A 26,543-nucleotide genomic window follows, 5' to 3' on the forward strand; every position below is an offset into this window, starting at 1 on the left:
TAATTAAAGGTTTAACTACTCGGGGGTAAAAGGCATGAACCTGCTTCAGCGCCGTCTCCACGATCCGGAAGTGCTTATCAGGCTCAACGCCTTTTTCCTGAGCTACTTTGGGTGGATAGCCTTCGGAGTTCTGTACGGAATCATTGGTCGCTGGAGCGTTGACGTCACGAACGAGTTTCTGAGACTTCCCCTAACCTCAATGGAATTCGTGGTTGGACTGGTGGAATTTACAAAGAGCATTCCCCTCATGTACTCCTTCTTCACGACTGTTTATTACCTCGGCTTTACTGGATCCATAGCACTGGCCGTTGCGTACCTGCTTCTTTATAAGGGAGACTTGGCGGCATCTGATGAACTGTTCATCCGATATCTGGCGGCCTATATCACAGCCGGTGCCGTATATCTCGTTGTCCACGTATACGCCCCTCACATTGTCTATAACCTTCCAGGTTACAACTCCTCGAACACCCTCCTGACCCGGCAGGAGTTTGTCTTGCCATCTCTCCACAACACCATCGTTACGATAAACATAATTACCGTCTGGAAGTACAGGAAGAATCTCGGAGGAAAAGCGATTATACTCGTGAACACCTTGATACCCTTTGCCACACTCTTTCTCGGCCACCACTGGATCTATGATGTTCTGGCAGGTATAGCTCTCGGCGTTCTCATGTCCAGAGTTACTGAGGGCAAAGGCACCAGGATTCCAGAGACACTCTATAACCTGGAAATTGCCTCCCTGAGGAAGGTAACTGTGGTAAACTTCCTCCTCGCGGTGTTGGTTCTCATAGTTGCCGCCAGTCCGGACAGGTGGCTGGGGATTATAAACGGGCTCCTCCCCGGCCCCTGAGAAAAACTTATAAACTTCCCGTGAACCTTAACATCGGGTGCCGGGGTAGCCTAGCTCGGCAGGGCGGCGGACTCGTAATCCGCAGGTCGCGGGTTCAAATCCCGCTCCCGGCTCCATAATTGTCCCTGTTTTTCTGGCTAGTTCTTGAGTGAAAGCCCCACCAGAACAGCATCTTTGTGAGTGTTTTTTAGGTCATCACAATTAGGGGAATCACCAGAGAACCAGTCCACCCTTCACATGGACGGAGACGGAAACTGGCCCCCCGTTTGACTCGGGAATGATTATCATGTACATGGGTCCCTCCTTGGGGAACCGCCAGATCTTCTCAACGCTGGTCGTGTCGTCCACTTTGAAGAGGCATAGAGCACCATCCCCGGATTTCAGTATTCTAAGCCCAACTTCATCAGTGATGCATACCGTTATGGGTTCGGTTGACTTTATCGAGAATTGAATCACGCTCCACTCGTAGCCCTCAAGTTTGTAAACGTAGTAACCTCCAGGGGATATGACGACGTTTTCCTGAAACCTGTATGAGGCCCCCCATAGGGTGGCGGCTACCAAGATGAGCCCTATAACAAGAATCGTGAACCCCAGGGCTTCAATACGCTTCATCGTGAGTGGGCCCATTGTTATCGCCGCCACCCCCATCCCCAGTTTTAATCTCGTTACTGATGTATTTAAACGTTGTGACTTTAAGTGTTAGTTTTATTCTTTTTTGTTACCACTGTTTCCACAATCTGGAACATACCCACAGTCTTGGACAAAATCCAAGATATGAGAGGCTTACTTTTGCTTCCGGTTGACAGGAAGGCCGTCAGCTCTGAAAAATTTTTCCGTGGATTTTTTAAGATGGAGGGCGAAGGTGAGCATATGAAAAGGGAATCCACGGGAGTACTCTTTGCGATAACCGGGATGTTCATCTACGGCCTTGAGCCCGTGGTAATAAAGTCCAATCCTTCAAATCCAATAAGCTTCGCAGCGTTCTCTGCCCTCGTTGCATCGCTTATCCTCTGGGGTGGTCTTTTCTGGAGGGGGGCATGGAGGGAGGTAAGTAACAATAGGGGTGATCTGAGATGGGCATTTTTAATGGGGTTCTTCGGCACGGCGCTCGCCTATCTGGCGTATTCCTTTGGAGCGCGGATGAGCACGGCCATAAACGCCGCCCTGATAACCCGGAGCGAAGTTCTGTTCTCTTTCATTCTCTCCTGGCTGTTCCTGGGGGAGAAGATAACCCGAAGGCTTATCGCCTACTCCCTCGCAATCATCGTAGGGCTGGCCATCGTAATACTCCAGGGACGCTCTCTCGAACTCCATCTTGGAGATATCCTTCTTCTCCTCGTCCCGCTGTTCTGGCAGCTCGGCCACGTTATAGCCAAAAGGCTGCCTTACAGCCCGCCAACGATAGCGGCCCTTAGGAATACCTTCGGCTTCCTCCTGCTATTCCCGCTGGCGGTTGCCACGGGGCTGGAGGTTTCAGCATTCGTGATTGCAGAGGGCCTCGTCATAGCCCTCGGCCAGCTGGTCTGGTACAGGTCGATAAAGCTCATCAACCTCTCCAAGGCGACCGCAATAATAACGCCTGCCCCTGCGGTTGCGATAGGGCTGGGTGTCCTGCTCGGCGAGAGCTTTACAGTCTACCATTTCCTCGGTTTCCTCCTCATTACCCTGGGAACACTGGGTGCGGTAAAGGTGGAGAGCGAACTCAGAACCGGAGCAAGGCACCAATGAAGCGAAAGACATCCCTTACCCCAAAACGTCCCTCCCTACTGGGGTCGTATATCATGCTCACCGGCACTTCTTTTATTCGGGCCCCCATCTTGGCAGCCTTTATCAGCATCTCGGTTTCGACCTCATAGCGGTCGCTCTCTATCTCCGGAAGAAATTGCCTGCTGAATGCCCTGAAGCCGCTCTGAGTGTCGTAGACGTACTGGCGCAGCTTGAGCCTTATGAGTTTCGTCGTTATTATGTTGCTGAGCCTCCTGTGGAGTGGACGCTGGCTCACATCTCCTCTCCTAGCGCCGATTACCATATCCGCGTTGCCCGAGACTATAGGCTCCACGAGGCTTATTATCTCCTCCGGCTTGTGCTGGCCGTCGGCGTCCATGAAGACCACAACGTCGCCGCTGGAGTGGTTGATCCCCTCACGCATTGCACAGCCTTTGCCGCAGTTTTTCTTCAGCCTGATGGCCTTTATCCTGGAGTCCTTCTCGGAAAATGCTTTGGCCACCTTATACGTTCCATCGCTTGAGCCGTCGTCAACGACTATGACCTCGTCAACGAAGTCGGGGATCCTCTCAAGGACCTTCGGGAGCCTTGTCTCCTCGTTGTAGGCTGGTATTATGACGGTGACCCTTCTGCCCTTCAGCATCTACTCATCCTCTCCGAGCCTTTCGAGGGCCCTCTGGGCTTTTCTCCGGAAGTCGTCCTTATCGAGGAACTCCCAGTAGTGCTCCCTCGCCGGGAACCTGCCCTCTTTTACTTCCTCGCGGTAATTCTCAAGGGCAAGTCTTATCATCCCACCGATGTCGGCGTATTTCTTCACGAATGGGGGCGTGTTTTCATAGATTCCCAGGAGGTCGTGCCAGACGAGAACCTGTCCATCAACGTAGGGCCCGGCACCGATTCCAATGGTAGGAATCGAGACCTCCTCTGTGACGAGCTTGGCCACATCTGCGAGGGTAAACTCAAGGACGACGGCAAAAGCGCCGGCCTTCTCAAGTGCCCGGGCATCGCGGAGGATCTCCTCAATCTCCTCTTCGGTCTCTCCCATCAGCCGGTAGCCGCCGAGGCGGAGGTAGCGCTGCGGCGTAAGCCCCGTGTGCCCCATTACCGGGATGCCCATGCGGACCAGCTTCCTCACGAGCTTCCTGTGGTCGTAACCGCCTTCTATCTTCACCGCATCCGCCCCGGCCTGAATGAGCCTTACGGCGTTTCTAACGCCCTCGTCGGTATCGATCTCGTAGCTGCCGAAGGGCATATCAGCGAGAACGAGCGCCCTCTTTACAGCTTTCGCCACAGCCTTGGTGTGGAATACCATCTGATCCATCGTAACGTTCAGCGTGTTTTCCTCGCCGTAGACGACCATTCCCAGTGAATCGCCGATGAAGATTATGTCCATGCCTGCTTTGTCAGCTATGAGCGCTGAGGGATAATCGTAAGCGGTTATCATTGCTATCCTTTCCTTCCCCTTCATCTCGATTATTTTCCGAGGCGTTATCTCCCTCATTCTCTCACCCCTGGAAGATTAAAGGTTCCCGCCTAATTAACGGTTTCGATAGGGTTATATACCAACGTCGGTAATTACCTACAGGTGGTGACATGGGCAAGGTCAAAACGAGCGTCTATATTGATGAGGAACTATGGAGGGAGTTTAAGGAGCTGGCCCTTAGGGAGGGGAGCGAGGTCAGCAAGTTGCTGGAGGAGGCGCTGATGAACTACCTCATAAACGAGGTTCTGAGGGACATTGACGACTCCGAAATCCCACTGTGGTTCGAGCCCCTCAACGTGGGAGGAGAGAGCAGTGAAAAGCTCCTGAGGGAGATGAGAGATGGCAGGGAAAAGCGTTTACTTGGACAGTAGCGCAATCCTGAAGAGGTACCTGAATGAAGAGGGAAGCGACGTCGTGAGGAAAGCCTTCAGGGACGCCTACAGGGGTGAGGTGAAGCTGGCATTCAGCTTCTGGAACATTGGGGAGGTAATCGGGATACTCGACAAGAAGATGAGGAGGGGTCATCTCAGCTGGGAGGACTTTGACTTTCTGAAGAAGGGTTTTCTGGCTGAGGTAAAGAGGTTCACGAGGTTAGGTGTCCTGGAGGTCGTCCCCGTTCATTCCCTGCTCTTGGCCGATGCGTGGGAGTTGATTGAAAGGCACCACCTGTACCAAGCCGACGCCCTGCAGATAGTGTCCGCAAAGTACGTGGGAGCCGAGAGCTTCTATACCGCAGATAAGAGGCTTCATGAAGCGGCGGTTAAAGAGGGTTTGAACTCAATACTTCTCGTGGGGGTGAGGGCATGAGGAAGTGGGAACACTACGAGCACACGGCTGATGTTGGAATCAGGGGGTACGGTGAGAGCCTTGAGGAGGCCTTCGAGGCCGTTGCGCTGGCGCTCTTTGACGTGATGGTTGATGTGAGAAAGGTCGAGAGCAGAGAATGTCGTGAGGTAGAAGTTGAGGGCGAAGACTTGATGGCGCTCCTCTACAACTTCCTTGAGGAGCTTCTCGTGCTACACGACATGGAGGGACTTGTCTTCGGGGACGTTGACGTTGAGATAGAGAAGACCGGGGAGGGCTACCTGCTCAGGGCGAAGGCCTGCGGCGAGCCCTTGGATTACGAGAAGCACGAGCCGAAGGAAGAGGTGAAGGCGATAACCTACCATGACATGAAAATCGAAATGCTGCCGGATGGCAGGTGGATGGCCCAGCTGGTGCCAGACCTGTGAGGTGGTTCCATGAGCGCGAGGGACAGGATTAGGGAGACCAACCCGGCCTTCTACGAGCGCTATTCGATGCTCGAAGACACCGACGAGTTCTGGGAGTTCATAGTTAGGCCTCTGCGGCAGAGCATAAGGGTCAACACCCTCAAGGCACCGCTTGAAGTGGTGGTTGAGAGACTTAGAGAGGAGTTTGAACTCCAGCAAATTCCCTGGATCCGCGAGGGCTTTTTCATCAACGTTGACAACCTCGCGAAGGTTCCGGAGCACAGCCTCGGCCTCATCTTCGGCCAGGAAGCGAGCTCCATGATACCCCCGGTCGTCCTCGACCCAAAGCCGGGTGAGCTGGTCCTCGACATGGCTGCCGCACCGGGTTCAAAGACCGGCCAGATAGCTCAGTACATGGAGAACGAGGGCTGTATAATAGCCAACGACCCGAAACTCAGCAGGGCCAACGTCCTCATAGCGAACCTCAACAGGATGGGTGTCTTAAACACCCGCGTAACTACGAAGGACGGGGCTTACTTCGGCCGTTTTGAAAATACCTTTGACAGAATTCTCCTCGACGCGCCGTGCTCCTCGGTGGGGATGATACGGAAGAAGTGGAAGTTCCTGGAGAGCTGGCGCCTGAGGGGCGTCATCAAGTACATGAACATCCAGAAGAGGCTCATCCTGGCCGCCTACCGGGCGCTCAAGCCGGGTGGGACTCTGGTTTACTCAACATGCACGATAGACCCCCTGGAGAACGAGGAGGTCGTTGATTACCTCCTGAGGAAGACCGATGCGAGGCTTGAGCAGATAGATCTGCCGGTGAAGACCAGCGAGCCGGTTCTTGAGTGGGAGGGGAGGGAGTACTCTGAGGAACTGAAGAAAGCTCTCCGCATACACCCCAACGACAACGACACCGAGGCCTTTTTCATAGCGAAGATAGTCAAGCCGGAGGGAGGGGCATGAGCGAAAACCCGAGGGATGAGATAGGAAAGACGAGCGACACCGAGCTCGTCAAAAGGCTTCTCCTGGAGAACTACGGATATGCACCGGATCTCCACTATGAGATACGAGGGAGGTACCACAAGGTCTACGCATGGAAGCCCTGCTCCTTCGAAATCAGAGGGCCCGACAGAAACGGGGTGTACTTCGGCAGGGTGGAGAGCGATGGAATAAGGCTGAGCATCGAAGGTTCCTTCCTCGTTGGGCCAAAGGCGACCAAAAACCTCGTCGAGCTGGACGACGAGAGGGCGAGGCTGTACCTGGCGGGTGAGAGCGTCGAGATTGAAGATAAGGACCTCCATGGGTGGGTGATAGTTAAGTGGCGCTCATACTACATCGGCTCGGCCAAGGCTAAAGATGGAAGGCTCATAAACTACGTGCCGAAGGAGAAAAGGCTTAAGCTTGAAGACCCCGCGAAAGCTTAAAATAACGTTAGGGTAATCTAAAACGGAGGTGGGAGGATGGTGCCGCTGAAGAGGATAGATAAAATACGCTGGGAGATACCGAAGTACGACAGGAGAATGCGCGTTCCAGGCAGGGTTTACGCTGACGACCAGCTGATAGAGAAGATGAGGGGAGACAGAACCCTTGAGCAGGCGGCGAACGTTGCGATGCTTCCGGGCATCTACAAGTACTCCATCGTCATGCCCGACGGCCACCAGGGTTACGGCTTTCCGATCGGTGGGGTTGCGGCCTTTGACGTGAAGGAGGGTGTCATAAGTCCCGGAGGAGTCGGCTACGACATCAACTGCGGCGTCCGCCTTATCCGTACGAACCTCACCGAGAAGGAAGTGAGACCGAAGATAAAGGAGCTTGTTGACACCCTCTTCAGGAACGTTCCGAGCGGTCTTGGAAGCAAGGGACGCGTTAGGCTCCACTGGACCCAGCTCGACGATGTATTAGCTGATGGCGCCAAGTGGGCCGTCGACAACGGCTACGGCTGGAAGGAAGACCTTGAGCACCTTGAGGAAGGCGGAAGGATGGAAGGCGCCAATCCCAACGCCGTCAGCCAGAAGGCGAAGCAGAGGGGAGCGCCACAGCTCGGTTCCCTCGGCTCCGGAAACCACTTCCTTGAGGTTCAGGTCGTCGACAAGGTCTTCGACGAGAAGATAGCTAAAGCGTATGGCCTCTTCGAGGGACAGGTCGTTGTGATGGTTCACACAGGTTCGCGCGGTTTGGGCCATCAGGTGGCGAGCGACTACCTCAGGATAATGGAGAAGGCCAACAGGAAGTACGGTGTGCCCTGGCCCGACCGCGAGCTGGTCAGCGTCCCGTTCCAGACGGAGGAGGGACAGAGGTATTTTAGCGCGATGAAGGCCGCTGCCAACTTCGCTTGGGCCAACAGACAGATGATAACCCACTGGGTCAGGGAGAGCTTTGAGGAAGTCTTCAATAGGAAGGCCGAGGACATGGAGATGCACATCGTTTACGACGTCGCTCACAACATAGCGAAGGTCGAGGAGCACGTCGTTGACGGCAGAAAGGTCAAGGTCGTCGTCCACAGGAAGGGAGCCACGAGGGCGTTTCCAGCTGGCCACCCGGACGTTCCAAAAGCTTATCGCGATGTCGGACAGCCGGTTCTGATTCCAGGTTCGATGGGAACCGCGAGCTACGTTCTTGCTGGTGCTGAGGGCTCGATGAGAGAAACGTTTGGTTCGACCTGCCACGGTGCCGGAAGACTGCTCAGCAGGAAGGCCGCCACCAGGCAGTACCGCGGAGACAGGCTTAAGAACGAGCTGGCAAGGCAGGGAATCTACATCCGCGCGGCATCGCTCAGGGTCGTCGCTGAAGAGGCACCCGGTGCCTACAAGAGCGTTGACAACGTCGTCAACGTCGTCCACCAGGCAGGAATAGCGAACCTTGTGGCGAGGATGCGCCCGATGGGCGTTGCCAAGGGATGATTTTGCTCTCTTCTATCTTTTCCATAAAAAGAAAAAGAGTCGTCAGCTGATGTCGCTGGTCATGAACCTAACGTAGGCTATCGCGAAGGGGAGGAACAGCATCACGAGAAGCATGGCCAGGTTGTTAAAGCCGTAGGTGAATGAGTCGCTCACCGGGATGTAGTAGTTGAGGAATCTGTCCCCACTGAAGATGTACTGGACGAGTTGGACGTAGTGGTGTGCCGGGTTGAGGAAGTGCAGCCTTGCCATCCATGTATTTACCGTTTCCTGCCAGACCTCATGGGCACTTGTCCCCCACGGCGGCTCTGGGCCGGCAAGCCTTGGGGCGGCTATGCCAACCACTATGCCGTAGAAGACGGTAAGAAATATGGCCAGACCGACGGCGGCAAGCATCGATGTCTCGGGCTTTTTGAAGAGGGTTGAGAAGAGCACACCAATTGAGAGGAACGTCAGGGTGTAGAGTATCGTGGCGACTATCGCCAGAAAACCCCTGGAAAGTGAATCTCCGTCCAGTGGAATTCCCAGTATCAGCATCACCGCCACTATGGCGACGTAAACAACGAGGTTCGTGAGGACTATCAGCAGTCCCATGCCGAGGAACTTGCCGTTGATAACCTCGTCCCGGTAAACAGGATGCCCCAGGAGAACCTTGGCTGTCCCCGTTTCCACCTCCCTGTTTATCGCATCTGCGCCAAGGGCGGCCCCCAGAACAGCGCCTATGATAGTGATTATCATCATGTTTATCATGAAGAGTGCGGCAAGTGGCGTCATGTAGACCTCGCTGACCGATCCCCACAGGAAAAGCTCGTTGCTTTCCACCCTAGGCGTCCCCATGCGGATCAAATAGTCCTTGATGCCGTAAACCGCAAGGCCAAAAATGAGAAGGTAGAACACCATGATAACCACGAACCTCCTGCTCTTCACTGCCGTGTAAAGCTCTTTGAGTGCTATATTCCATGCCGGGTTCATCTCCTCCCGACCCTCCTCATCAGCCATATCACGATGCCGAAGGCTATCACGAGGAGCAGAATTCCGAGATAGGCGCTGCCCGAGCTCTGGGTCACCCTAACGGTTATTACAGTCTCAGCCTTGCCCTGGTCGCCCGTAGCGGTTACGGTTATGGTGTATGTTCCGGCAGGGGCTGATTTAGGAACCCTGATCCTCAGCTCAACGGTGGTGGGGCCGGGATACACCTGGACGTTTCCCTGCTCCATCACACCAATTCTTGGGATCGTATCCGGGACAACTTTGACGTCCCAGCCTTCTGGAGCTTGAACCGAGAACTTGATATTGGTAACTGTTCCCGAGGCGTCAACCCATATACTGGTGGCCGTTGAGCCTCCTGCTTTTACCGCAAGACTTGGGCTGTCCGGGTTGAGATTGAGGAACGCTGGGTTCTCCACAATAAACGTCAGCGACTTTTCTACCTCCATCCCGCTACCCCTGATTATAAGTCTGGCATTGACCTTCCCTGCGGGGGCGTTGAAGGGAGGAATCACGACTAGGTAAACCCCGGTGCTCCCACCGGGGCCAGCCGTGAGGGTTCCAACCGGAGTTAAGCCCTTTGGGTCACTGCTGACCACGTAGCTCCATCCGGGCTCAAGTCCCTCCAGGGTCACCCTGTACTCATCCTCGTTTGAGCCCAGATTTGTCACCTTTACCTCCGTGCTGGTGCTCTGCCCTGGCTGGACGGTCAGGACATCATTTTGAAGCTCCACCTCAAAGTAATACGGAGCCCTGGTTAAGGCCACCTGGAGGCGCTTCTCCTCCCCATCTCCAAGCTCGATGGTCTCTTCCTTGGGAATCGCCCCGGGAGCGCCGGCGGCAAGTTTGTACTTGCCCGCAGGAAGTTCCAATGTTGCAGCACCGGTCGAAGAGGTCGTAACATTCTTCCCCCCTATGCTCACCCATCCCTTCAGGGGATTTCCGCTCTCATCGCTCAGAACCACGGTCAGCTTTGCCGGCTGTCCGAGGTAAGTCTTGTATATGTGGAGCGTCAAACCGTATTTCTTTCCGTTTACTTCAAAGCTCAACCTGTGGTCCCCGAGGGTGGCATTTCTGGGCACTTCGATGATGAGGTCTGCGTCGAGTCTTCCGGAAACGGTAAAGCCCCTCAGCCTGTACTGGCCGTCGGTCAGGTACATCTTCCAGCCCGTAGGGAGGTTAACCGGCCTAAACTCGACCTTTCCGCTCCCACTGAACGTTATGGGGATCGTGAGAACCTGGCCGGCCTCAACATCGAGTGCAAGGTATGGGATGGAGACCTCGACTCCCGTAGCCTCTATCTCAACACTTCCGGGAAAGTTCCCAACCAAGAACTTGACCGTTCCGCTCCCCGTTGCCTCGACGTGGAGGGTAACCGTGACCGAGCCCATCGGTGGGAGCGTTACCTCCTCTACCTCAATTCCGTTGTACAGGAAGCTCGCCTTCCAGCCCTCGGGAATTGAGGTGACCGTAAGGTTGAGGCCCATCTCTTCGTTGGAGGAGCTCGTTATCGTTATCGGAATATCAACCGGCCCGGAGACCCTTATCTTCCCATAGGGGTAGAACACCGAGTATTCCATGCTGACCGTTTCCGAGGCGGGTTTCGCGGCGTATACCTTTATCTCCTTTCCGTCGTACTCAAGGGCTATCAGGTCAACCACAGCGCTTCCGTTTGTCTCAAGCGTTCTTGCAACGCCGTTAATCGAAACATCGACAGTCTTATTACCAACGGCCGTTACCTCGACGACGTTGCCGTTAAAGATGGCCTTCGCACCAACTTCTGGCTTGATAGAGGTGATGAAATCCGGCTTTACGGACACGACCACAAAACTGCCCTGTGAAGTGTAGCTCCCGAGGAGAATTTTGAGGCCGTCCCTCTCTATCTCCGTTCCAAAGGCGAATGGCTTCAGCTCCAGGATTCTGCTCCCGTTCTTCAGCATTAGATAGTAGCTTCCATCGGCCGCTTGGACAACGGTTACCGTGTAGTTGCCTACCACAAGGCTCTGCCCTGCGGTGATTCTGCCCTCAAACACCGTCACATACGGCTGGGCAACGACGAGAGACGAAAGAAGAACCAAAGAAAGGAGAATTCCTAAAAGCTTCCTCATTTCCCATCCCTCCCGTAAACGGTTTTGAGGAAAACGTCTTCGAGGCTGGGCTCCTCGATATCAAGGCCCAGAATTGTGAGTCCCTTTTCAGAGAGGTATTTTGACAGCTCTTCCCTGATGTCGGTGCGGGCAAATATTATGGCCCGGTTTGGTTCGACCAGCTCGATCCTCGTTATCTCTGGGTGCTCGATAGCCGGCAGGGGCTCCTTGGTCTCCACCTTTATCTCGTAGCCCTCAAGCTCCATGAACTGTCTCTTTATCTCGCCTACGGTCCCCACTGCCTTGAGGTTTCCCCTCACGATGATTCCAACCCTGTCGCTGAGTTCTTCAACCTCGCTGAGCACGTGGGAAGAGAAAAAGACGGTCCTTCCCTCTGAGCGGGCTTCCCTTATCAGCCTCTTAACGAGGTGGGCACCCTCGGGATCGAGGCTGCTCGTAGGCTCATCAAGGATGAGCAGTTCGGGGTCGTTTATGAAGGTCTGGGCTATGAGGAGTCTCTGCTTCATGCCCTTGGAGAAGGTTTTGGCCTTTCTGTAGCGGACTTCCCAGAGGCCGACCATCTTCAGGAGCTTGGTTATCCGCTTTTCCTTTTCAGCGTTTGACATCCTGTAAAAGTTGGCGAAGAACTCAAGGTTCTTCCAGGCCGTCAGCTCACCGTACACCGTGGCGTTTTCTGGAAGGTAGCCGATTCGCTCCTTTATCTTCACGGGTTCCTTGGATATATCCATACCGAGTATCTCGACCCTTCCACTATCTGGTATGACGAGGTTCAGCATGCTCAGAATAGTCGTTGTTTTCCCGGCACCGTTCGGTCCGAGGAATCCGAAGACCTCCCCTTCTTTTACCTCCAGATTCAGGGAGTTAACGGCCTTCAGAGTTCCATACGACTTGGTGAGATTTTCTATGAGTATGGCCGGCGATGGCATGAGTTACCACCCCTGCCGATGGTAAGGAAACCGTAACTTAAAAGGATTACGGACAGAGTTTTAAAGGCGGAGGTCAATAAACGCTGGGGGAGACGCATGAAAGAACTCACGCACGTTGATGAAAGGGGCGTTAAAATGGTCGAAGTTGGTCACAAAGGGGAAGTCTTCAGAAAGGCCGTGGCAAAGGGCAGGATAAGGCTCAGGCCGGAAACTATAGAGCTGATAAAGTCCGGAAAGACAAAGAAGGGCAACGTAATAGCCACCGCCCAGATAGCGGGTATCCTGGCCGTCAAGAGAACGCCAGAGCTAATTCCGCTCTGCCATCCGATACCCCTCACGGGCGTTGACATCACCTTCGAGTTTGGAGAGGACTACATAGAGGCGACATGTGAGGTTCGCGCGTACTACAAGACCGGCGTCGAGATGGAGGCCCTAACAGGCGTGAGCGTCGCCCTGCTGACGATATGGGACATGGTCAAGGCCGTTGAGAAGGACGAGAACGGCCAGTACCCGTTCACGAGGATCGAGGGCATTCACGTGGTCGAGAAGGTAAAGGGGAAAGATCACTCCCTGCAGTAGCCGAGGACAAAGTACTCGAAGGCCTTGGCAAGGTCGTTCAGGAGAAACCCAAGGAAGAACAGCAGGAATGTTCCGAGAGGGTATTCCTCGAAGTAGCTCCAGACGAGCCACCACACGGCTGCCCAGATGATTACTGGAGGTGCCTCTATTATGATCATTGACTTTCTTGAAACCTCCCTTAGGAGAAAACGCTTGAGTCCGTTCTCATCGCGGGCCATGTACTTCGTAGCGTTTGGCCAGTTATCCTCTGATATCCGGTTAGTATGCCTCGCGAGAAACAGTTTACCCTTTGGGAACTTCAGGACATAAACGTATGGGCCGTAGCTTGAGGCTATGAACGACTCTATGGCGAGTTCAATATCGATGTCCCTCTGAAATTCCGAGACGTGGGCACCTTTCCTCCGGAGCGCCTCGACTACGTCCTCGGGCTTAAATTTGTTCATGTTGAGGATTCTGATGCGGTAGCTGGGCTTCAGGAGCCTCTCAACTATCATCTACCTCACCCGAAGGCATTGTTTAGATGTTACTTCACGAGTTTATAAAATTTGCCGTTTCTGGGCTTCAGGTAACTTTTTTAGCCCTTTGGACATTCCCTTAGCGATGGCGCTCAAGCTGAACCCCGAGGCTAAAGCGATATACCGCTCAATCCGGGAGGAAATAAAGAAGCGGTTAGTTCTCCCTGGAAGTTCGACATTTCTTGAGGGATTTGAACCCACCCCAGACCGCGAGGAAATCCTCCGCAGACAGGATTACTTCCGTGAAAACCTCCCAAAAACCCGACCCGAGCTGAGGGAGCAGGTGGCCAAAGTCAAGCCGATAAAGTTCCGGCGCGATTACCTCCACGACAGGATCCTCATAGTTGACGAAAGTGAGCTCGAAAGGGCCCAAAACCTCGGCCTCTGCGAGGTTTCCACAGCCCTCGAAGATGCGGAGGGGTATCCAATTGTCCTGAGCACGCTCGGCTACGGCATAGATGTTGAACTTACCCCACCCCAGATAGCCCCGGAGCTCTACATAATGCCCCTGTGGGAGAACAGAGAAACGCTTGAGGCCCTGGCCAAAATTGGCGAGCTAACAGGGGAAGGAAGCGTTGCCCCGGATATACTCAGCGGGCTGGGCAGACTTGGGGAGGTCATGGAAAAGCGGAAGCTCCTCGACGGCCTTGAGGAGCTGGTCGCGGAGAAAGAACGTGAGCTCAACGAGGAAATAGCCGAGAAACTTGAGAAGTTCAGTCTCACCCTGAGCGGGAAGGAGCTGCTGGACTTCCTCGGAGAGCTCAGGGCCGGCAACTACGAGGCTATATTCAGGCACTTCGGCGAGATTGAAGGGGAGATCCTGAACCTAATAAACGAGGCCGAGAACGAGCTGAGCGAAAAACTTGGCATCACCGTTGAGCTCTTCTCCCGGGAAGAGCTGTACCCGGTCACCGTTCCTCCCGAAAGGGTGGAGATGCTCCGTGAGGAACTCGAAAGAGAACTTAAGGTCGAGCTGTACCTCAGGAGTAGGGAGGTGCTTGAGGGGATAATGCCCCTTCTCCCCAGGCTCAAGGAAGAACTCGGCCGTGTCCATGAGCTTGACTTCCTGCTGGCGGTAAAAGACTTCACTGAGGGGTTTTCCTTCCCGGAGCTCTGGGAGGGCGGAATAGCGTTCGTCAGCGGGAGGCATCTCTTCATAGAAAATCCCCAGCCGGTCAGCTACGTTGTTGGAAAGAGACCAGAGGACTTCGTAGCCCAAGGCTCTGAGAACGTTCGCGGCGAGAGCGTGGTCATCCTCACCGGGGCCAACAGCGGTGGGAAGACCAGCCTCTTGGAACTGATGACGCAGATAACAATTCTCGCTCATATGGGGTTCCCTGTTCCGGCCGAGAAGGCCTGGGTCGAGCCCCTCGATGAGCTCTTCTTCTTCAGGAGGAAGAGGAGCACCTACGGTGCTGGTGCCTTTGAGACGGCCCTGCGCTCCTTTGTCAGGGCCCTTCGCGGGGAGGGCAGAAAGCTCATCCTCATAGACGAGTTCGAGGCCATAACCGAGCCCGGCGCAGCCGTCAAGATAATCGGCGAACTTTTGAAGATAGCCCATGAAAAGGGCTTCTACGTTGTCATAGTGTCACACTTAGGAGAGGACCTTATGAAGGAGCTCCCCTTTGCGAGGGTGGACGGGATAGAGGCGAAAGGTCTGGACGAGAAGCTCAACCTCGTAGTGGACAGGCAACCGGTCTTTGGAAAGCTCGGCAGGAGCACGCCTGAGCTCATCGTTGAAAGACTCGCGCGAAAGAAGCGCGGGAAGGAGAGGGAGATATTCAAGAGGGTTCTCCTGGCATTCAGGCAGGAGTAGTCCTGCATTTTTGTCCTTGCACGGTGACGGAATGCATGCATATCGTCCTCGTGTGAGAACGGGGTTTATAAATGGACTACCCCACCCAGCTCCGCTCCCTGTACCTACCGCGGCTTTCTATCTCCTCGATTTTTACCTCGATTTCTTCCCTAGCCCCTTCACCGCGAATCTCGGCATAGCCCCCCAGAACAGCCTCAAAGCCCCTTTCGAACCAGGTGTAGTGGGTGCTCTCCATTGCTCTTTTAAGGAGGTGCAGGTCAACGCCCCTCGCTTCGAGCGTTGAGTCGAAGTCCGCCAAGCCAAAGTCTATCAGGTAAACCTTCCCGTCTCTGAGTATCATGTTGGAAGTCGTTAGATCGCCGTGTACTATGCCTGCCTCATGGAGCCTTCCAATCTGTCTCCCAATCTCCCTGCACAGCCTAAGCCTTTCCTCCATCGGCAGTCTCTCCAAAAGCTCCTTCAGGCGTTCGCCGTCTATAAACTCCATGGCTATCTTCATCTCCCTCATATCGACCTCGTAGACGTAGGGGCAGTTCACACCGAACTTCTTCGCCCGATGAAGAACCCTGGCCTCCCTGACGGTTCTTTCTTTTCTCAGCTTTGTGTCTATCTCCTTTATGCGGTAGCGTTTCGGAATCCGGTGCTTTATCACAACTTTCTCCCCGGGCAGGAGGTCAACGCCGAAGAACTCCTCAAAGTCCGCCAGGTAGATCTTCGCCTCGGCTCCCTGTTTTATCAGCTCCATGGAATCACCCCTGGTTAAGTGAAAAGTCCTTAATCAGCCTTAGAGCATCTCGGATGGTGATCCGTATATCCACGACATTTTCCACCTTGATAATGAACACGCCTCCGTCTTCTCGGAGGACTAAAACGGCCCTATCAATCTTTCCGCTGTCAAGGATCCTTCGGGCATAGTGGAGTTTCTCCGCGTTGGAATCAAGCATGTTGTCAAATATAGAGGCCGCGTTCTCAACGTCTACCCCCACGATGCCATAGCGCGCTATGGTATCAAAAATATCCAAAGCTTTTTCCGGGTCTATGGAATATATCCCCGCCTTCATTGCTCCCACACTGACCTATCGCCGCTGAAGGTTTTAGCCCTTTCCCCCAGTTGCAACCTTGGTTTCTGTCATTTGTTCAAAGATCTCCATATTTCTTGAAATTTTTGACCCAAAACTTTTTATAGAACGCTGACGAAGCGTTTCTGCAAAAAGGAATCTGATAGGAGGAATGTCAAATGGCACAGCTTAGCGGACAGCCGGTTGTTATTCTGCCTGAGGGAACCCAGAGGTACGTTGGTAGGGACGCGCAGAGGCTTAACATTCTCGCCGCGAGGATCATAGCCGAGACCGTCAGGACCACCCTCGGCCCGAAGGGTATGGATAAAATGCTCGTCGACAGCCTTGGCGACGTCGTTGTCACCAACGATGGAGCCACCATTCTCGACAGGATAGACCTTCAGCACCCTGCTGCCAAGATGATGGTTGAGGTTGCCAAGACCCAGGACAAGGAGGCCGGTGATGGAACCACTACGGCGGTTGTTATTGCTGGCGAGCTTCTCAGGAAGGCTGAAGAGCTCCTCGACCAGAACATCCACCCGAGCATCATCGTTAAGGGTTACACGATGGCAGCCGAGAAAGCTCAGGAAATACTTCAGGAGATCGCCATAGAGGTCACCCCTGACGACGAGGAGACCCTCATGAAGATAGCTATGACCTCAATCACCGGCAAGAACGCCGAGAGCCACAAGGAGCTCTTCGCAAGGCTTGCCGTTGAGGCCGTCAAGCAGGTCGCCGAGAAGAAGGACGGCAGATACACCGTCGACATCGACAACATCAAGATCGAGAAGAAGGCCGGTGAGAGCGTCGAGGAGAGCGAGCTGATAAAGGGTGTCGTCATCGATAAGGAGCGCGTCCACCCGAGGATGCCCCCCAGGATCGAGGGTGCTAAGATAGCGCTCATAAACGAGGCATTGGAGGTCAAAAAGACCGAGACCGACGCCAAGATAAACATCACCAGTCCCGACCAGCTCATGAGCTTCCTCGAGCAGGAGGAGCAGATGATAAGGGACATGGTGGACAAGATCGCCGCCACCGGTGCGAACGTCCTCTTTGTCCAGAAGGGCATTGACGACCTCGCCCAGCACTACCTGGCCAAGTACGGCATCCTCGCAGTCAGGCGCGTCAAGAAGAGCGACATGGAGAAGCTCGCCAAGGCCACCGGCGCAAAGGTCGTTACCAACGTCAAGGACCTCACCAGCGAAGACCTCGGTCACGCCGACATCGTCGAGGAGCGCAAGATCGCTGGCGAGAGCATGATCTTCGTTGAGGGCTGCAAGAACCCGAAGGCCGTCACCATACTCATCAGGGGTGGTACCGAGCACGTCATCGACGAGGTTGAGCGCGCTCTGGAAGACGCCATCAAGGTCGTCAAGGACGTCATGGAGGACGGCTACGTTCTCCCGGCCGGTGGTGCCGGCGAGATAGAGCTCAGCATCAAGCTCGACGAGTACGCCAAGCAGGTCGGCGGCAAGGAGGCCCTCGCTATAGAGAACTTCGCCGAGGCCCTCAAGATAATCCCGAAGACCCTCGCGGAGAACGCCGGTCTCGACACCGTAGAGATGCTCGTCAAGGTTATCAGCGAGCACAAGAACAGGGGCAGGGCCATAGGCATCGACGTCTTTGCCGGCGAACCGGCCGACATGCTCGCCAAGGGCATCATCGAGCCTCTCCGCGTCAAGAAGCAGGCCATCAAGAGCGCCAGCGAGGCTGCGATAATGATCCTCAGGATCGACGACGTCATCGCCGCCAAGATAAGCAAGCCCGAGGGCAGCCAGGGCGGCGGCATGCCCGGCGGCATGGGTGGGATGGGCGGCATGGACATGGGCATGTGATGCCCCTTTTCTACCCTTTCATTTGGATACCAAAATATTTTAATACCAAATCGTTATTTTAACCCCTAGGGGGTGGAAAAATGGGACTGCTAATGTGGCTGAGAACAGGCCTGCTGATGGCCATGCTGACGGGTCTGCTAATGGCTATCGGCTACGTCTTTGGCGGACCCAGGATAGCCTTCATAATGTTCCTGTTCTCCATGGTATTCAACTTCATAACCTACTGGTACAGCGATAAAATCGTGCTGGGATGGTACCGCGCGAGGATAGTTGACGAGTTCGAGGCACCGGAGCTCTATGCCATAGTCAGAAAGCTCGCCGAAAACGCCGGACTGCCGATGCCGAGGGTTGCAATAATCCCGAGCGAGACGCCAAACGCCTTCGCCACGGGAAGAGACCCGGAGCATGCCGTTGTTGCAGTCACGACCGGGCTTCTCAAGCTTCTTGACAGGGATGAGCTTGAGGGCGTCATAGGCCACGAGCTGACTCACATAAAGAACCGCGACATGCTCATCGGAACGTTCGCGGCAGCCATGGCCGGGGCCATAATCCAGCTCGCCTACTGGGCAAGGTGGATAGCCATCTTCGGTGGCTTCGGCAGAGACGAGGACGACGCCGGCAACATCCTCGCCGCGATCCTCATAGCGGTTCTGGCTCCAATAGCGGCGATGCTGATACAGGCCGCGGTGAGCCGCTCTAGGGAGTTCCTCGCCGACGAGGGTGGAGCAAAGATAAGCGGCAAGCCCCATGCCCTGGCGAGCGCGCTGATGAAGATAGAGGGAGCCGTCAGGTACAGGCCAATGCGCAACGGCAATCCTGCAACGGCCCACATGTTCATCGTCAACCCGTTCAGGGGCGCCAGCATAGCGAACCTGTTCTCCACCCACCCACCGACGGAGACAAGGATAGAGAGGCTCAGGAAGATCGCCGAGGAGATGGGCATCTACTTCTGAGGCCCTTTCCTTCTGGTTTTATCTTGCCTTTGCCGATGGGGGGACATTGCAGAGTTATGGGATTATATGATTATTCAATTCTGCAATTACCTCATCGACAGGCATTTAAGCGTTCGGGCGGACTCTTAAGTGGTGACAACCATGAAGGCTGTTAAAGCCACCATTCTCTACGACGGTCTGGGGAACGTTCTCAGGGATGTGTACGTCGTTTTTGATAGGAACATAGTTGATGTAACGAAGGAAAAGCCGAAGGAAGCCGAAGTTATAGCCGAGGGCGTTGTTACACCCGCCTTCATAGACGGCCACAGCCACATAGGAATGGAGCGCTACGGAGAGCCTTATCAGGAGGGCGAAGCAAACGAACAGATGGACGCAGTTCTACCGCTCGTGGATGCTCTCTATTCAATCTACATGGACGACAAGGCCTTCAAGCACTCGATAGAGTTCGGCGTCCTGTACTCGTCCGTCCTCCCGGGAAGCGGAAACATCATAGGAGGAAAGGCGGTCTTCATAAGGAACTACGGCAGGGACATAGAAGATGCCTTCATCCAGTATGCGGGAGTTAAAGCGGCCTTCGGCTACAACCCGCGTTCCACCAAAGAGTGGAAGGGGACGAGGCCGAGCACGAGGATGGGTGCAATAGGGATACTCCTCAGCTGGCTCATAAAGACCAGGAACACCATAGCGCTCCTTGAGAAGGGCAAGAAGGATCCGGAGGAGGTCGAACCTACCGTTGAGGCACTCATACCAGTCCTCAAGGGCGAGGTCCCGCTCCGCGTCCACGTCCACAAGGAAGACGACATAGCGGCCCTGCTCATGATAAAGCGGAAGTTCGGGCTCAAGATAACCATCGAGCACGCCGGCGACGTCCACAGCAGGGAGACCTTCGAGAAGATTAAGGCTGAAGGCGTTCCGGTAATCTACGGTCCCTTCGACAGCCTGCCTTACAAGGTCGAACTCAAGCACGAGGACTGGAAGAACGCGAGGTATTTACTCGAGGTCAAACCGCTCTTCGGCCTCATGAGCGACCATCCGGTCACGCTCCAGGCGAACCTCTACCTCCAGCTCAGGCACTTCATAAGGCTCGGCATGAGCAAGGAAGAGGCGATAAAGGTCATCACTTACAACAACGCGAAAATTTTAGGCGTTGACGACAGGCTCGGGAGCATAGAGAAGGGCAAGTGGGCCTCGCTGGTTGTCTGGAACGGAGATCCATTCCACATGGAGAACTACCCGACGCACGTCTTCGCGGAGGGAGAGCTTATTCATGAGGCAGATCACTGACCTTCCAGCTTTTCATACTTTTCCACGAGCTTTATAACAATCTCGTATAGCTCATCAATTCTACCAAGACCCTCCCTCACAGCATCGAGGTTAAGTCTGTCATACTTATGAACAATGGCATTTCTAAGTCCGTTGTACGCCCTCAAAAGTCCGGCTTCATTTTCGGAGATAACTTTTGCTTTTCTAAGCCGCTCGATGTTTGTATAATCGTCTTCAACGGTCATGCCCAAGTCCTTAACGAGCATTGCAGTAATGTCCATTGCGATATCCACGCAGAGCTGGAGGGAGTAGAAGAGGGCCCTCTGAGTAACATCGTCCTTCATCTCATGGCTCGTTATAAACTCATACTCCTCCTCAAACCGCTCAAGCTTCTCTAAGTACCTCTGCCTTCTCACGGGCACGCCTCCTGAGTCTTATCTTTTCCCTCACGCTCTCAAACTGGTTCTCCCTTATCCTGTGCTCCATGTCCCTCCACAGCTTCCGGAAGCGGTAGAAGTACTCGGAGAGCTCAAGCTCGTCGCCGTATATAACCTTGTGATTTTTGATTACCTCAATCTGAACGTAAAGTGGGAGCTCCTCAAAGACCTTAACATCGTATTTTCCACCGAGCTTTTTGAGGACTTCACGGCATACGCCGGGCTTTGGCTTAACGAGGCAGACGTCAACGTCGCTTCTGTTTGTGGCCTCTCCCTTAGCGTGGGACCCGTAGAGGAGAATCCCCATGCACGAGTCTTTGAACTCTTGGAAGTCCCTGCGGAGCTGTGCCATGAGTTTCATTGAACCACCAGAGAGGTTGGGATGAGGAAAAGATAAGCCTTTCGTCAGCTCACCCTAAACTCAAACCCCCTCGCGAAGGTGTAAGCTTCTCTAAGCTCCGGCCTCTCCTTGAGGAAGCGGAGGATGTACTGGCCACAGTTCGAGCCGATGAGATTCTCTCTCGTGTCGCCGACGGATATGATGACATCGTAGCCGAGCCTTCTGAGGTCATCGACGAACTTCCTGTGCTTCATCGGAAGGCCAGTCTCAAGGTCCACGTCGTTGGTGAGCTTATTCTTTAGCACGCTCACCGTCGGGTTGAGCGGCGTTATCTTGATGAGGAAGTACTCCTTCGGGAAATACTCGGCTATAACACTTGCATCGGCCTCGTTTTCCCTCGCCAAGGCGAAGTTGAGCGTAATCTTCTTGCCGCCCTCGTCGTAGAAGGCCTTTCCGTACTCGGCTATCCTCTCGAAGTCCCACTTCCTGACCGGGATTATCTCGTCCCTCTGCTCCGGGCTGGTCGAGTGTATTGAGAACTGGAGCTGGAAGTTGGTCGGGAAGGTCTCCTTCTTGAGTTCGAGGAGCTTTTCAAAGAACTTATCGGTTCCTATCGGAGCTATCGTTGAGAGCGAGGGATGGAAGTTCTCGTAGCGCTCGCCCAAAAGCCGCATCACCTCTATAACGGCCATGTTGAAGCTCGGCTCGCCCATGCGCGCGAACTGCACCTTGAACTTTCGGGTTTTCGGCTTCCCGTTCCAGCGCTTCTGAACCGGATACTCTATCTGCTCCATCAGTTCATCAAGGCTCAGCCTTCCCTTGTAGAAGAAGCCCGCGTCGCACATCTTACAGCCGATGGGACAGCCGTTGAGTGATGAGACGATGAGCACCCATTTCTCGGCCGGGTTGTAGGTCGGGATCGATTCGACGAACTCGACGATGTTGCCCCTGGAAGTTTTCCCGATGTAAACGACCGCAACGTTGGGGTCGCCAACCTCACTCAGTATCTCCATATCTCTCCCTCCTCCATATCACCATGGCGGTTTTGATTCCATCGGCTATGGCCAGAGCTGTTTGTCTGTAAATTCCGTTCTTAACGTCCCCGACTAGGAAGAGGTTATCGTCCTTAATGCCCTCCACAAGTTCGATGTTCGGCACCCTGCCGATGGCCCCAAGGATCAGGTCAACCTCAAAATCGCCAGCGCTGGTCTTGGCTAAAAGCTTTCCCTTCCCGTTTATGGACTTTATTCCCCACACCTGCCCCATCAGCGTCTTGATGTTTGGCCGGCTCTTCACCAGTTCCTGAAGGTACGGCAGAGCCTTTGGCTCGCTCCTCATAAGGATTATCACATCGTCGCTGGTCTCACTCATCGTTAAAGCGTAGTCAAAGGCCACATCGCCGCCACCAATTATGAGAACCCTTCCGTAGTGCCGCCTCGGGACTTCAGCGACGTGGTAGATTATCCCCTTGAATGGAAGCTTCTTCGGCCTCGTCCCCGTCGCAACCACGAGGTACTTGAAGCGGTGAACCCCGCTCGCGGTTTCGACTTCAAAGGACCCACCGGCCTTTTTCACGGCCTTAACTTCTTCATAAATGATTTTCAGGTCATACCTCCTCACGTACTCCTCAAGGATTTCGACGACTTTCTCGCCCTTTATTCCGTCCGGGAAGAACATCGTGTTCTCGACGGAGTAGGCGTTCCTTATCAGCCCACCTATTCGGTCGCGCTCGAAGATTACGCTTTCAATGCCGTAGCGTGCCAGCTGGACAGCCGTCGCTATGCCGCCGATTCCAGCCCCGATTATTCCGACGAGAGCCATTCCAACACCTCCAAGAGGAGCGGCGTGACCGCGAAGCCGTGGGAGAGGTTTCTGAGCGTAGCCTCGTGGAAGAGCCTGTTTTGTGTCAGCGTCCCATCGACGGGGAAGACGACGTTGAAGCCCCTCACGAAGGCCTCCCGGGCGGTCGTCTCACAGCAGAGGTGGGTCATGACGCCGGTGATGACTACCGTCTCAACGCCGAGCTTTCTGAGTCTCTCCTCGAGGTCAGTGCCATGAAAGGCGTCGTAGGTTCTCTTCTCAATGACGGTTCTGGCAAAGGGCTTGAACTCTTCAAGAAGTTCGTTCAGTGGGTCGTCTCTTGGCATATTGCCATCCCACCAGCGGGTCATTATGTCGCCCCGATGGAAATGGCGGATGAAAATTATCGGAACGCCAAGCTTCTCCACCGCTCTGTAAAACTCTACCAGCCTCGGAACGAAGCGCGGCGCGGAGGGCAGGAACGCCCTGCTCTCGGGTGTGAGGAAATATGCCTGAAGGTCTATCGCGAGAACGGCGACCCTCTTGAAGGGCCGTATCTTCTCCCACTTTCTCCCCCTGAAGTACCGCTCCTTCATCTCCAAGATAAAGTCCTCGGTGAAGTAGTCTTCCTTCATGGGGAGAAGAAGGAAAAATCCGTTTAAAGGCTTATCCCCCTCGTCATTGCGCCGTCTATGACCACCGTCGAGCCGAGCATGTACTCTGCCTCATCGCTCAGGAGAAAAGCTACGAGGGATCCGAGCTCGTCCCATCTGCCAGTCCTGTGGAGGGGCGTTCTGCCCAGCACTTCCCGCTCCCAGGTCTCCTCAAAGGGTTCTCCCCTCGACTCGGCGACTGCCCTAAGGTTCTCCCTCGCGCCTGGCGTATCAAAGCTGCCGAGAAGGACGGAGTATGCCCTTATTCCCCTCTTCCCGTAGGTTCTCGAAACGCTTTTGGCAAGCTGAACGAGGCCGGCCCTCGTAACATCCGCCAGAACCAGCGGCGGCATTGGCTCCTTTATCGAGACCGAGTTGAGGTAAACGAGAACACCCCGATGTTTCTTTTCAAGCCACGTCTGAACGAGGAGGGTCGTCAGGTAGCCTGGGGCGACTGTATGCAGGGCCGAAGCCTCAATCCAGTCGATGTAATCTGCCTCGTGGAGCAGACACGGCTCGCAGGATACGTTGGGGGCGTTCCAGACGAGGGCGTTAACCCCGTTCAAAAGCTCCCAGCTCTCTTTAACTAGGTTCTCCAGTTCGTGCTGGTCAAAAAGGTTGGCCCTAATGGAATAAACTTCGCCGTAGCTCGAAAGCTCATCCAGCGCCTTCTTCAGGTTCTCTTCGCTCCGCGAGCTTATAACGACTCTCGCGTTCCTCTTCAACAGTTCCCGCGCCACGTTGAACCCTATTCCACGTGATGAAGCCGTGATTATCACACCCAAGCCCTTGAGGTCTATCTCAACACTCATGATCGTTTCTTTGTCCGGGGATTAATAAACGTTGGCTGTCATTCTGACGAAGATTACCCGAATTAGGATAACCTAATTTGTCTCGCCGTCAGCACTTCCGGAGAAAACAAATTAAAGTGCAAAACCTTCGGTTTTAAACAGATTTCTTGAAAAATTTTGGGGGTGATGGCGTGAGGTTCTACACATGCAGGGAGGCGCACGAACCGAAGCCGTTTAGAGTGGCCGTCATAGGAGCGGGGCCCGCCGGACTCAGCGCCGCAGGATACCTTGCATGCAGGGGTTACGACGCCCATGTCTACGACAAAATGCCAGAAGGAGGTGGGATGGTGGCCTTTGCAATTCCCGAGTCCAGGATCCCAATAAGGGCCGTCAGAGAGGGCGTTAGGGCCCTTGAGCGGCTTAGCGTCCGCTTCCACTTCAGGACTAAGGTGGTTTATGATTCCCCAAGAGAGTTTGGTGACGAATGGGCCGAACATTTCGTTTCTCTTGAAAAGCTTCTAAGCGAGTTCGATGCCCTTCTGATAGCCACCGGCGCCTGGCGTCCGAGGAAACTGAAGGTTCCTGGTGTTGAGCTCCCCGGAGTTTATGATGCTCTCAGCCTGCTCCACACGGTAAAAATGGCGAGGATAGGTTACCACTCCTGGGAGCACGTCCCTGACCTTGAAGGAAGGAGAGTTGTGATTGTCGGGGCGGGCTACACGGCAGTTGACGTTGCTATCGAGGGCCGTCTTCTGGGTGCGGAAAAAATAACCATGGTCTACCGTCGCTCCCTTGAGCAGAGCTATGCCAGAGCCGAGATAAGGAAGCTCATAGCGGAGGGCGTTGGGTTCGTAGAGTACGCAACCCCCGTCAGGATACTTGGAAAGGGGAAAGTGGAAGGTGTTGAGTTCGCTAAAACAAAGATAATCGGGGGAAACGTCGTGACGACGGACGAGCGCTTTGTCCTTGACGCGGACGCCGTTGTCTATGCCATCGGCCAGCTGCCCACGAGCCCAATAAAGGAGATCGTCTGCGCCAGCGAAAGGGTGCTGGAGGAGGCGGGGATATTCTTCGCCGGTGACGTCATAACCCCAAGGAACATAGGCACCGCCATAAGGGAGGGAAGGGCCGCGGCTGAGAGGATAGAGGAGTGGCTCTTGAGGAAGGCACCGCGCAGGGTCTTTCCCGTTGCCATGACCGGCAGGCTCATAGCGGAGGTCCTCAGCGGTAAGTGTTGAGCAAAGTTTATACGCCCTCCCCTGAACCCACTATCATGACCGAGCCGAAGGAAATAGTCTTAAAGGAGAGCGAAGAGGTTGAGGGGCTCCCTGTAGAGGGGCCCTGGCTGGATGATGTTCCGAGTCTTGAGGAGGTTTTGGATTATTACGAGCGCATAGGCTTTCAGGCAACGCACCTCGGAAGGGCCATCGAGATCTGGAGAAGGGTGGAGGAAAAGCGCGCCAGCGGCGAAGAGGTCAGGGTCTTCCTCGGCTACACCTCCAACATAATCTCCTCCGGCCTGCGCGAGATAATCGCGTGGCTCGTGAAGGAGGGAAAGGTTGACGTCATAGTGACCACCGCCGGCGGAATCGAAGAGGACTTCATAAAGGCTTTGAAACCTTTCATCCTCGGCGACTGGCACGTCAACGACGCGGAGATGAGAGAGAAGGGCATAAACAGAATAGGCAACATCTTCGTGCCCAATGACCGCTACATCGAGTTCGAGAAGTACATGATTCCCTTCTTCGAGCGGGTCCTTGAGGTGGAAAAGGAGCGCGGGAAGCCACTGACGGCGAGCGAATTTATCTACGAGATGGGCCGCTACATGGACGAAAAGCTCGGAAAGGAGAAGGAGAAGAGCGTGATTTACTGGGCCTACAAGAGGAACGTCCCGATATTCTGTCCGGCCATTACCGACGGCTCGATAGGCGACATGCTCTACTTCTTCAAGGAAGAGCGTGGGGACAGGGAGCTTATCATAGACATCGCCAACGACATTGTGAGGCTCAACAATCTAGCTGTTACCGCCAAGGAAACCGCCTCGATAATTCTCGGAGGCTCTCTACCCAAGCACGCGATAATAAACGCCAACCTCTTCAGAGGAGGAACGGACTACGCGATATACATCACCACTGCCATCCCCTGGGACGGCTCACTGAGCGGCGCGCCGCCGAGTGAAGGTGTCAGCTGGGGCAAGATAAGGGCCAAGGCCGACTACGTAGAGATATGGGCCGATGCGACGCTCGTCTTCCCTCTGCTGGTGTGGAAGGTGATGAAGGGGTAGGTTTGCACCCTCAATGCGAACTTTTTAAT

At 54.5% G+C, this 26,543-nt stretch carries 30 protein-coding genes and 1 tRNA gene; 16 read left to right on the forward strand and 15 right to left on the reverse strand.

Annotated features, from left to right (window positions below; all coding sequences use genetic code 11):
- Positions 1-34 precede the first annotated feature (34 nt).
- Positions 35-850: a phosphatase PAP2 family protein gene (locus tag NUS69_RS02870; RefSeq protein ID WP_258084344.1), complete on the forward strand. Its 816-nt coding sequence runs from the start codon at positions 35-37 to the stop codon at positions 848-850.
- Between the two features lie 39 nt (positions 851-889).
- A tRNA-Thr gene (locus tag NUS69_RS02875) sits at positions 890-966 on the forward strand.
- A 94-nt stretch (positions 967-1,060) separates the two neighbouring features.
- Here NUS69_RS02875 and NUS69_RS02880 read toward each other — a convergent pair.
- Entirely contained in the window at positions 1,061-1,498 is a 438-nt protein-coding gene (locus NUS69_RS02880; RefSeq protein WP_258084345.1) for a hypothetical protein, read from the reverse strand.
- 222 nt (positions 1,499-1,720) lie between these two features.
- Here NUS69_RS02880 and NUS69_RS02885 point away from each other — a divergent pair, with 222 nt between their 5' ends.
- Positions 1,721-2,578, forward strand: a complete 858-nt coding sequence (locus NUS69_RS02885; protein ID WP_258084346.1) for a DMT family transporter — start codon at positions 1,721-1,723, stop codon at positions 2,576-2,578.
- On the opposite strand, the gene NUS69_RS02890 is transcribed toward NUS69_RS02885, so the two are convergent.
- A complete protein-coding gene (locus tag NUS69_RS02890; RefSeq protein ID WP_258084347.1) occupies positions 2,553-3,218 on the reverse strand; it encodes a glycosyltransferase family 2 protein in 666 nt (221 codons plus the stop codon). The two genes, NUS69_RS02885 and NUS69_RS02890, sit on opposite strands and share 26 nt — an antisense overlap.
- Positions 3,219-4,076: a 3-methyl-2-oxobutanoate hydroxymethyltransferase gene (gene panB, locus NUS69_RS02895; RefSeq protein ID WP_258084348.1), complete on the reverse strand. Its 858-nt coding sequence runs from the start codon at positions 4,074-4,076 to the stop codon at positions 3,219-3,221.
- A gap of 92 nt (positions 4,077-4,168) precedes the next feature.
- Here panB and NUS69_RS02900 point away from each other — a divergent pair, with 92 nt between their 5' ends.
- From NUS69_RS02900 to NUS69_RS02925, 6 genes are read left to right on the forward strand one after another with little or no spacing between them, the layout of a single operon-like run.
- Entirely contained in the window at positions 4,169-4,429 is a 261-nt protein-coding gene (locus tag NUS69_RS02900) for a ribbon-helix-helix protein, CopG family (RefSeq protein ID WP_258084349.1), read from the forward strand.
- Entirely contained in the window at positions 4,398-4,865 is a 468-nt protein-coding gene (locus NUS69_RS02905) for a type II toxin-antitoxin system VapC family toxin (protein WP_258084350.1), read from the forward strand. The genes NUS69_RS02900 and NUS69_RS02905 overlap by 32 nt, the downstream gene beginning before the upstream one ends.
- Positions 4,862-5,290 carry an archease gene (locus tag NUS69_RS02910; RefSeq protein WP_258084351.1) on the forward strand — a complete coding sequence of 143 codons (429 nt, stop codon included), beginning with the start codon at positions 4,862-4,864 and terminating at the stop codon, positions 5,288-5,290. The genes NUS69_RS02905 and NUS69_RS02910 overlap by 4 nt, the downstream gene beginning before the upstream one ends.
- A gap of 9 nt (positions 5,291-5,299) precedes the next feature.
- The gene (locus NUS69_RS02915) at positions 5,300-6,235 is read left to right on the forward strand and encodes a tRNA (cytosine(49)-C(5))-methyltransferase (RefSeq protein WP_258084352.1); all 936 of its coding nucleotides are present in this window, start codon (positions 5,300-5,302) and stop codon (positions 6,233-6,235) included.
- A complete protein-coding gene (locus tag NUS69_RS02920) occupies positions 6,232-6,696 on the forward strand; it encodes a methyltransferase RsmF C-terminal domain-like protein (RefSeq protein ID WP_258084353.1) in 465 nt (154 codons plus the stop codon). Before NUS69_RS02915 ends, NUS69_RS02920 begins: the two co-directional genes overlap by 4 nt.
- A 36-nt stretch (positions 6,697-6,732) precedes the next feature.
- Positions 6,733-8,172, forward strand: a complete 1,440-nt coding sequence (locus NUS69_RS02925) for an RtcB family protein (RefSeq protein WP_258084354.1) — start codon at positions 6,733-6,735, stop codon at positions 8,170-8,172.
- Positions 8,173-8,214: 42 nt separating this feature from the next.
- Here the strand turns inward: NUS69_RS02925 and NUS69_RS02930 are convergent, their stop codons facing one another.
- The 3 genes from NUS69_RS02930 to NUS69_RS02940 are packed head-to-tail and all read right to left on the reverse strand — an operon-like array spanning position 8,215 to position 12,190.
- Positions 8,215-9,141 (reverse strand): ABC transporter permease, encoded by a 927-nt coding sequence (locus NUS69_RS02930; protein ID WP_258084355.1) that lies wholly within the window; start codon positions 9,139-9,141, stop codon positions 8,215-8,217.
- Positions 9,138-11,264: a COG1470 family protein gene (locus NUS69_RS02935; protein WP_258084356.1), complete on the reverse strand. Its 2,127-nt coding sequence runs from the start codon at positions 11,262-11,264 to the stop codon at positions 9,138-9,140. Before NUS69_RS02935 ends, NUS69_RS02930 begins: the two co-directional genes overlap by 4 nt.
- Complete coding sequence (locus NUS69_RS02940; RefSeq protein ID WP_258084357.1) at positions 11,261-12,190, reverse strand: ABC transporter ATP-binding protein; 930 nt, start codon at positions 12,188-12,190, stop codon at positions 11,261-11,263. The genes NUS69_RS02935 and NUS69_RS02940 overlap by 4 nt, the downstream gene beginning before the upstream one ends.
- 96 nt (positions 12,191-12,286) lie before the next feature.
- Between NUS69_RS02940 and moaC the strand changes: the two genes are divergently transcribed.
- A complete protein-coding gene (gene moaC / locus NUS69_RS02945) occupies positions 12,287-12,769 on the forward strand; it encodes a cyclic pyranopterin monophosphate synthase MoaC (protein ID WP_258084358.1) in 483 nt (160 codons plus the stop codon).
- Here moaC and NUS69_RS02950 read toward each other — a convergent pair.
- Positions 12,754-13,263, reverse strand: a complete 510-nt coding sequence (locus tag NUS69_RS02950; RefSeq protein ID WP_258084359.1) for a hypothetical protein — start codon at positions 13,261-13,263, stop codon at positions 12,754-12,756. The genes moaC and NUS69_RS02950 overlap by 16 nt on opposite strands.
- A 106-nt stretch (positions 13,264-13,369) precedes the next feature.
- Here NUS69_RS02950 and NUS69_RS02955 point away from each other — a divergent pair, with 106 nt between their 5' ends.
- Positions 13,370-15,100, forward strand: coding sequence for a P-loop NTPase family protein (locus NUS69_RS02955; RefSeq protein WP_258084360.1), 1,731 nt, complete (start codon positions 13,370-13,372; stop codon positions 15,098-15,100).
- A gap of 76 nt (positions 15,101-15,176) precedes the next feature.
- Here NUS69_RS02955 and NUS69_RS02960 read toward each other — a convergent pair whose 3' ends face one another.
- Both NUS69_RS02960 and NUS69_RS02965 read right to left on the reverse strand, forming a co-directional pair.
- The gene (locus NUS69_RS02960; RefSeq protein ID WP_258084361.1) at positions 15,177-15,845 is read right to left on the reverse strand and encodes a Kae1-associated kinase Bud32; all 669 of its coding nucleotides are present in this window, start codon (positions 15,843-15,845) and stop codon (positions 15,177-15,179) included.
- Positions 15,846-15,849: 4 nt separating this feature from the next.
- Positions 15,850-16,170: a hypothetical protein gene (locus NUS69_RS02965; protein WP_407704649.1), complete on the reverse strand. Its 321-nt coding sequence runs from the start codon at positions 16,168-16,170 to the stop codon at positions 15,850-15,852.
- A 167-nt stretch (positions 16,171-16,337) separates the two neighbouring features.
- Between NUS69_RS02965 and thsB the strand changes: the two genes are divergently transcribed.
- The 3 genes from thsB (at position 16,338) to NUS69_RS02980 (ending at position 20,230) form a co-directional block, all read left to right on the forward strand.
- On the forward strand, positions 16,338-17,993 hold the full coding sequence (gene thsB, locus NUS69_RS02970; protein WP_258084362.1) for a thermosome subunit beta: 1,656 nt from the start codon (positions 16,338-16,340) through the stop codon (positions 17,991-17,993).
- Positions 17,994-18,073: 80 nt separating this feature from the next.
- Positions 18,074-18,946, forward strand: coding sequence for a zinc metalloprotease HtpX (locus tag NUS69_RS02975; RefSeq protein ID WP_258084363.1), 873 nt, complete (start codon positions 18,074-18,076; stop codon positions 18,944-18,946).
- 141 nt (positions 18,947-19,087) lie between these two features.
- Positions 19,088-20,230: an amidohydrolase gene (locus tag NUS69_RS02980; RefSeq protein WP_258084364.1), complete on the forward strand. Its 1,143-nt coding sequence runs from the start codon at positions 19,088-19,090 to the stop codon at positions 20,228-20,230.
- Here NUS69_RS02980 and hepT read toward each other — a convergent pair.
- From hepT to NUS69_RS03010, 6 genes are read right to left on the reverse strand one after another with little or no spacing between them, the layout of a single operon-like run.
- Positions 20,224-20,625: a type VII toxin-antitoxin system HepT family RNase toxin gene (gene hepT, locus NUS69_RS02985; protein WP_258084365.1), complete on the reverse strand. Its 402-nt coding sequence runs from the start codon at positions 20,623-20,625 to the stop codon at positions 20,224-20,226. The two genes, NUS69_RS02980 and hepT, sit on opposite strands and share 7 nt — an antisense overlap.
- Positions 20,594-21,007 (reverse strand): nucleotidyltransferase domain-containing protein, encoded by a 414-nt coding sequence (locus tag NUS69_RS02990; RefSeq protein ID WP_258084366.1) that lies wholly within the window; start codon positions 21,005-21,007, stop codon positions 20,594-20,596. Before NUS69_RS02990 ends, hepT begins: the two co-directional genes overlap by 32 nt.
- Before the next feature lie 44 nt (positions 21,008-21,051).
- The gene (locus NUS69_RS02995) at positions 21,052-21,999 is read right to left on the reverse strand and encodes a radical SAM protein (protein WP_258084367.1); all 948 of its coding nucleotides are present in this window, start codon (positions 21,997-21,999) and stop codon (positions 21,052-21,054) included.
- Positions 21,983-22,807: an NAD(P)/FAD-dependent oxidoreductase gene (locus NUS69_RS03000; RefSeq protein WP_258084368.1), complete on the reverse strand. Its 825-nt coding sequence runs from the start codon at positions 22,805-22,807 to the stop codon at positions 21,983-21,985. Before NUS69_RS03000 ends, NUS69_RS02995 begins: the two co-directional genes overlap by 17 nt.
- Positions 22,789-23,421, reverse strand: coding sequence for an isochorismatase family protein (locus NUS69_RS03005; RefSeq protein ID WP_258084369.1), 633 nt, complete (start codon positions 23,419-23,421; stop codon positions 22,789-22,791). Before NUS69_RS03005 ends, NUS69_RS03000 begins: the two co-directional genes overlap by 19 nt.
- Positions 23,422-23,444: 23 nt before the next feature.
- A complete protein-coding gene (locus NUS69_RS03010; RefSeq protein ID WP_258084370.1) occupies positions 23,445-24,251 on the reverse strand; it encodes an SDR family oxidoreductase in 807 nt (268 codons plus the stop codon).
- Between the two features lie 170 nt (positions 24,252-24,421).
- Here NUS69_RS03010 and NUS69_RS03015 point away from each other — a divergent pair, with 170 nt between their 5' ends.
- Both NUS69_RS03015 and NUS69_RS03020 read left to right on the forward strand, forming a co-directional pair.
- Positions 24,422-25,468 carry an FAD-dependent oxidoreductase gene (locus tag NUS69_RS03015; protein WP_258084371.1) on the forward strand — a complete coding sequence of 349 codons (1,047 nt, stop codon included), beginning with the start codon at positions 24,422-24,424 and terminating at the stop codon, positions 25,466-25,468.
- A gap of 35 nt (positions 25,469-25,503) precedes the next feature.
- The gene (locus NUS69_RS03020; RefSeq protein WP_258084372.1) at positions 25,504-26,514 is read left to right on the forward strand and encodes a deoxyhypusine synthase; all 1,011 of its coding nucleotides are present in this window, start codon (positions 25,504-25,506) and stop codon (positions 26,512-26,514) included.
- Positions 26,515-26,543 lie beyond the last annotated feature (29 nt).

The sequence above is a fragment of the Thermococcus thermotolerans genome (assembly GCF_024707485.1).
GTDB classification, from domain to species: Archaea; Methanobacteriota_B; Thermococci; order Thermococcales; family Thermococcaceae; genus Thermococcus; species Thermococcus thermotolerans.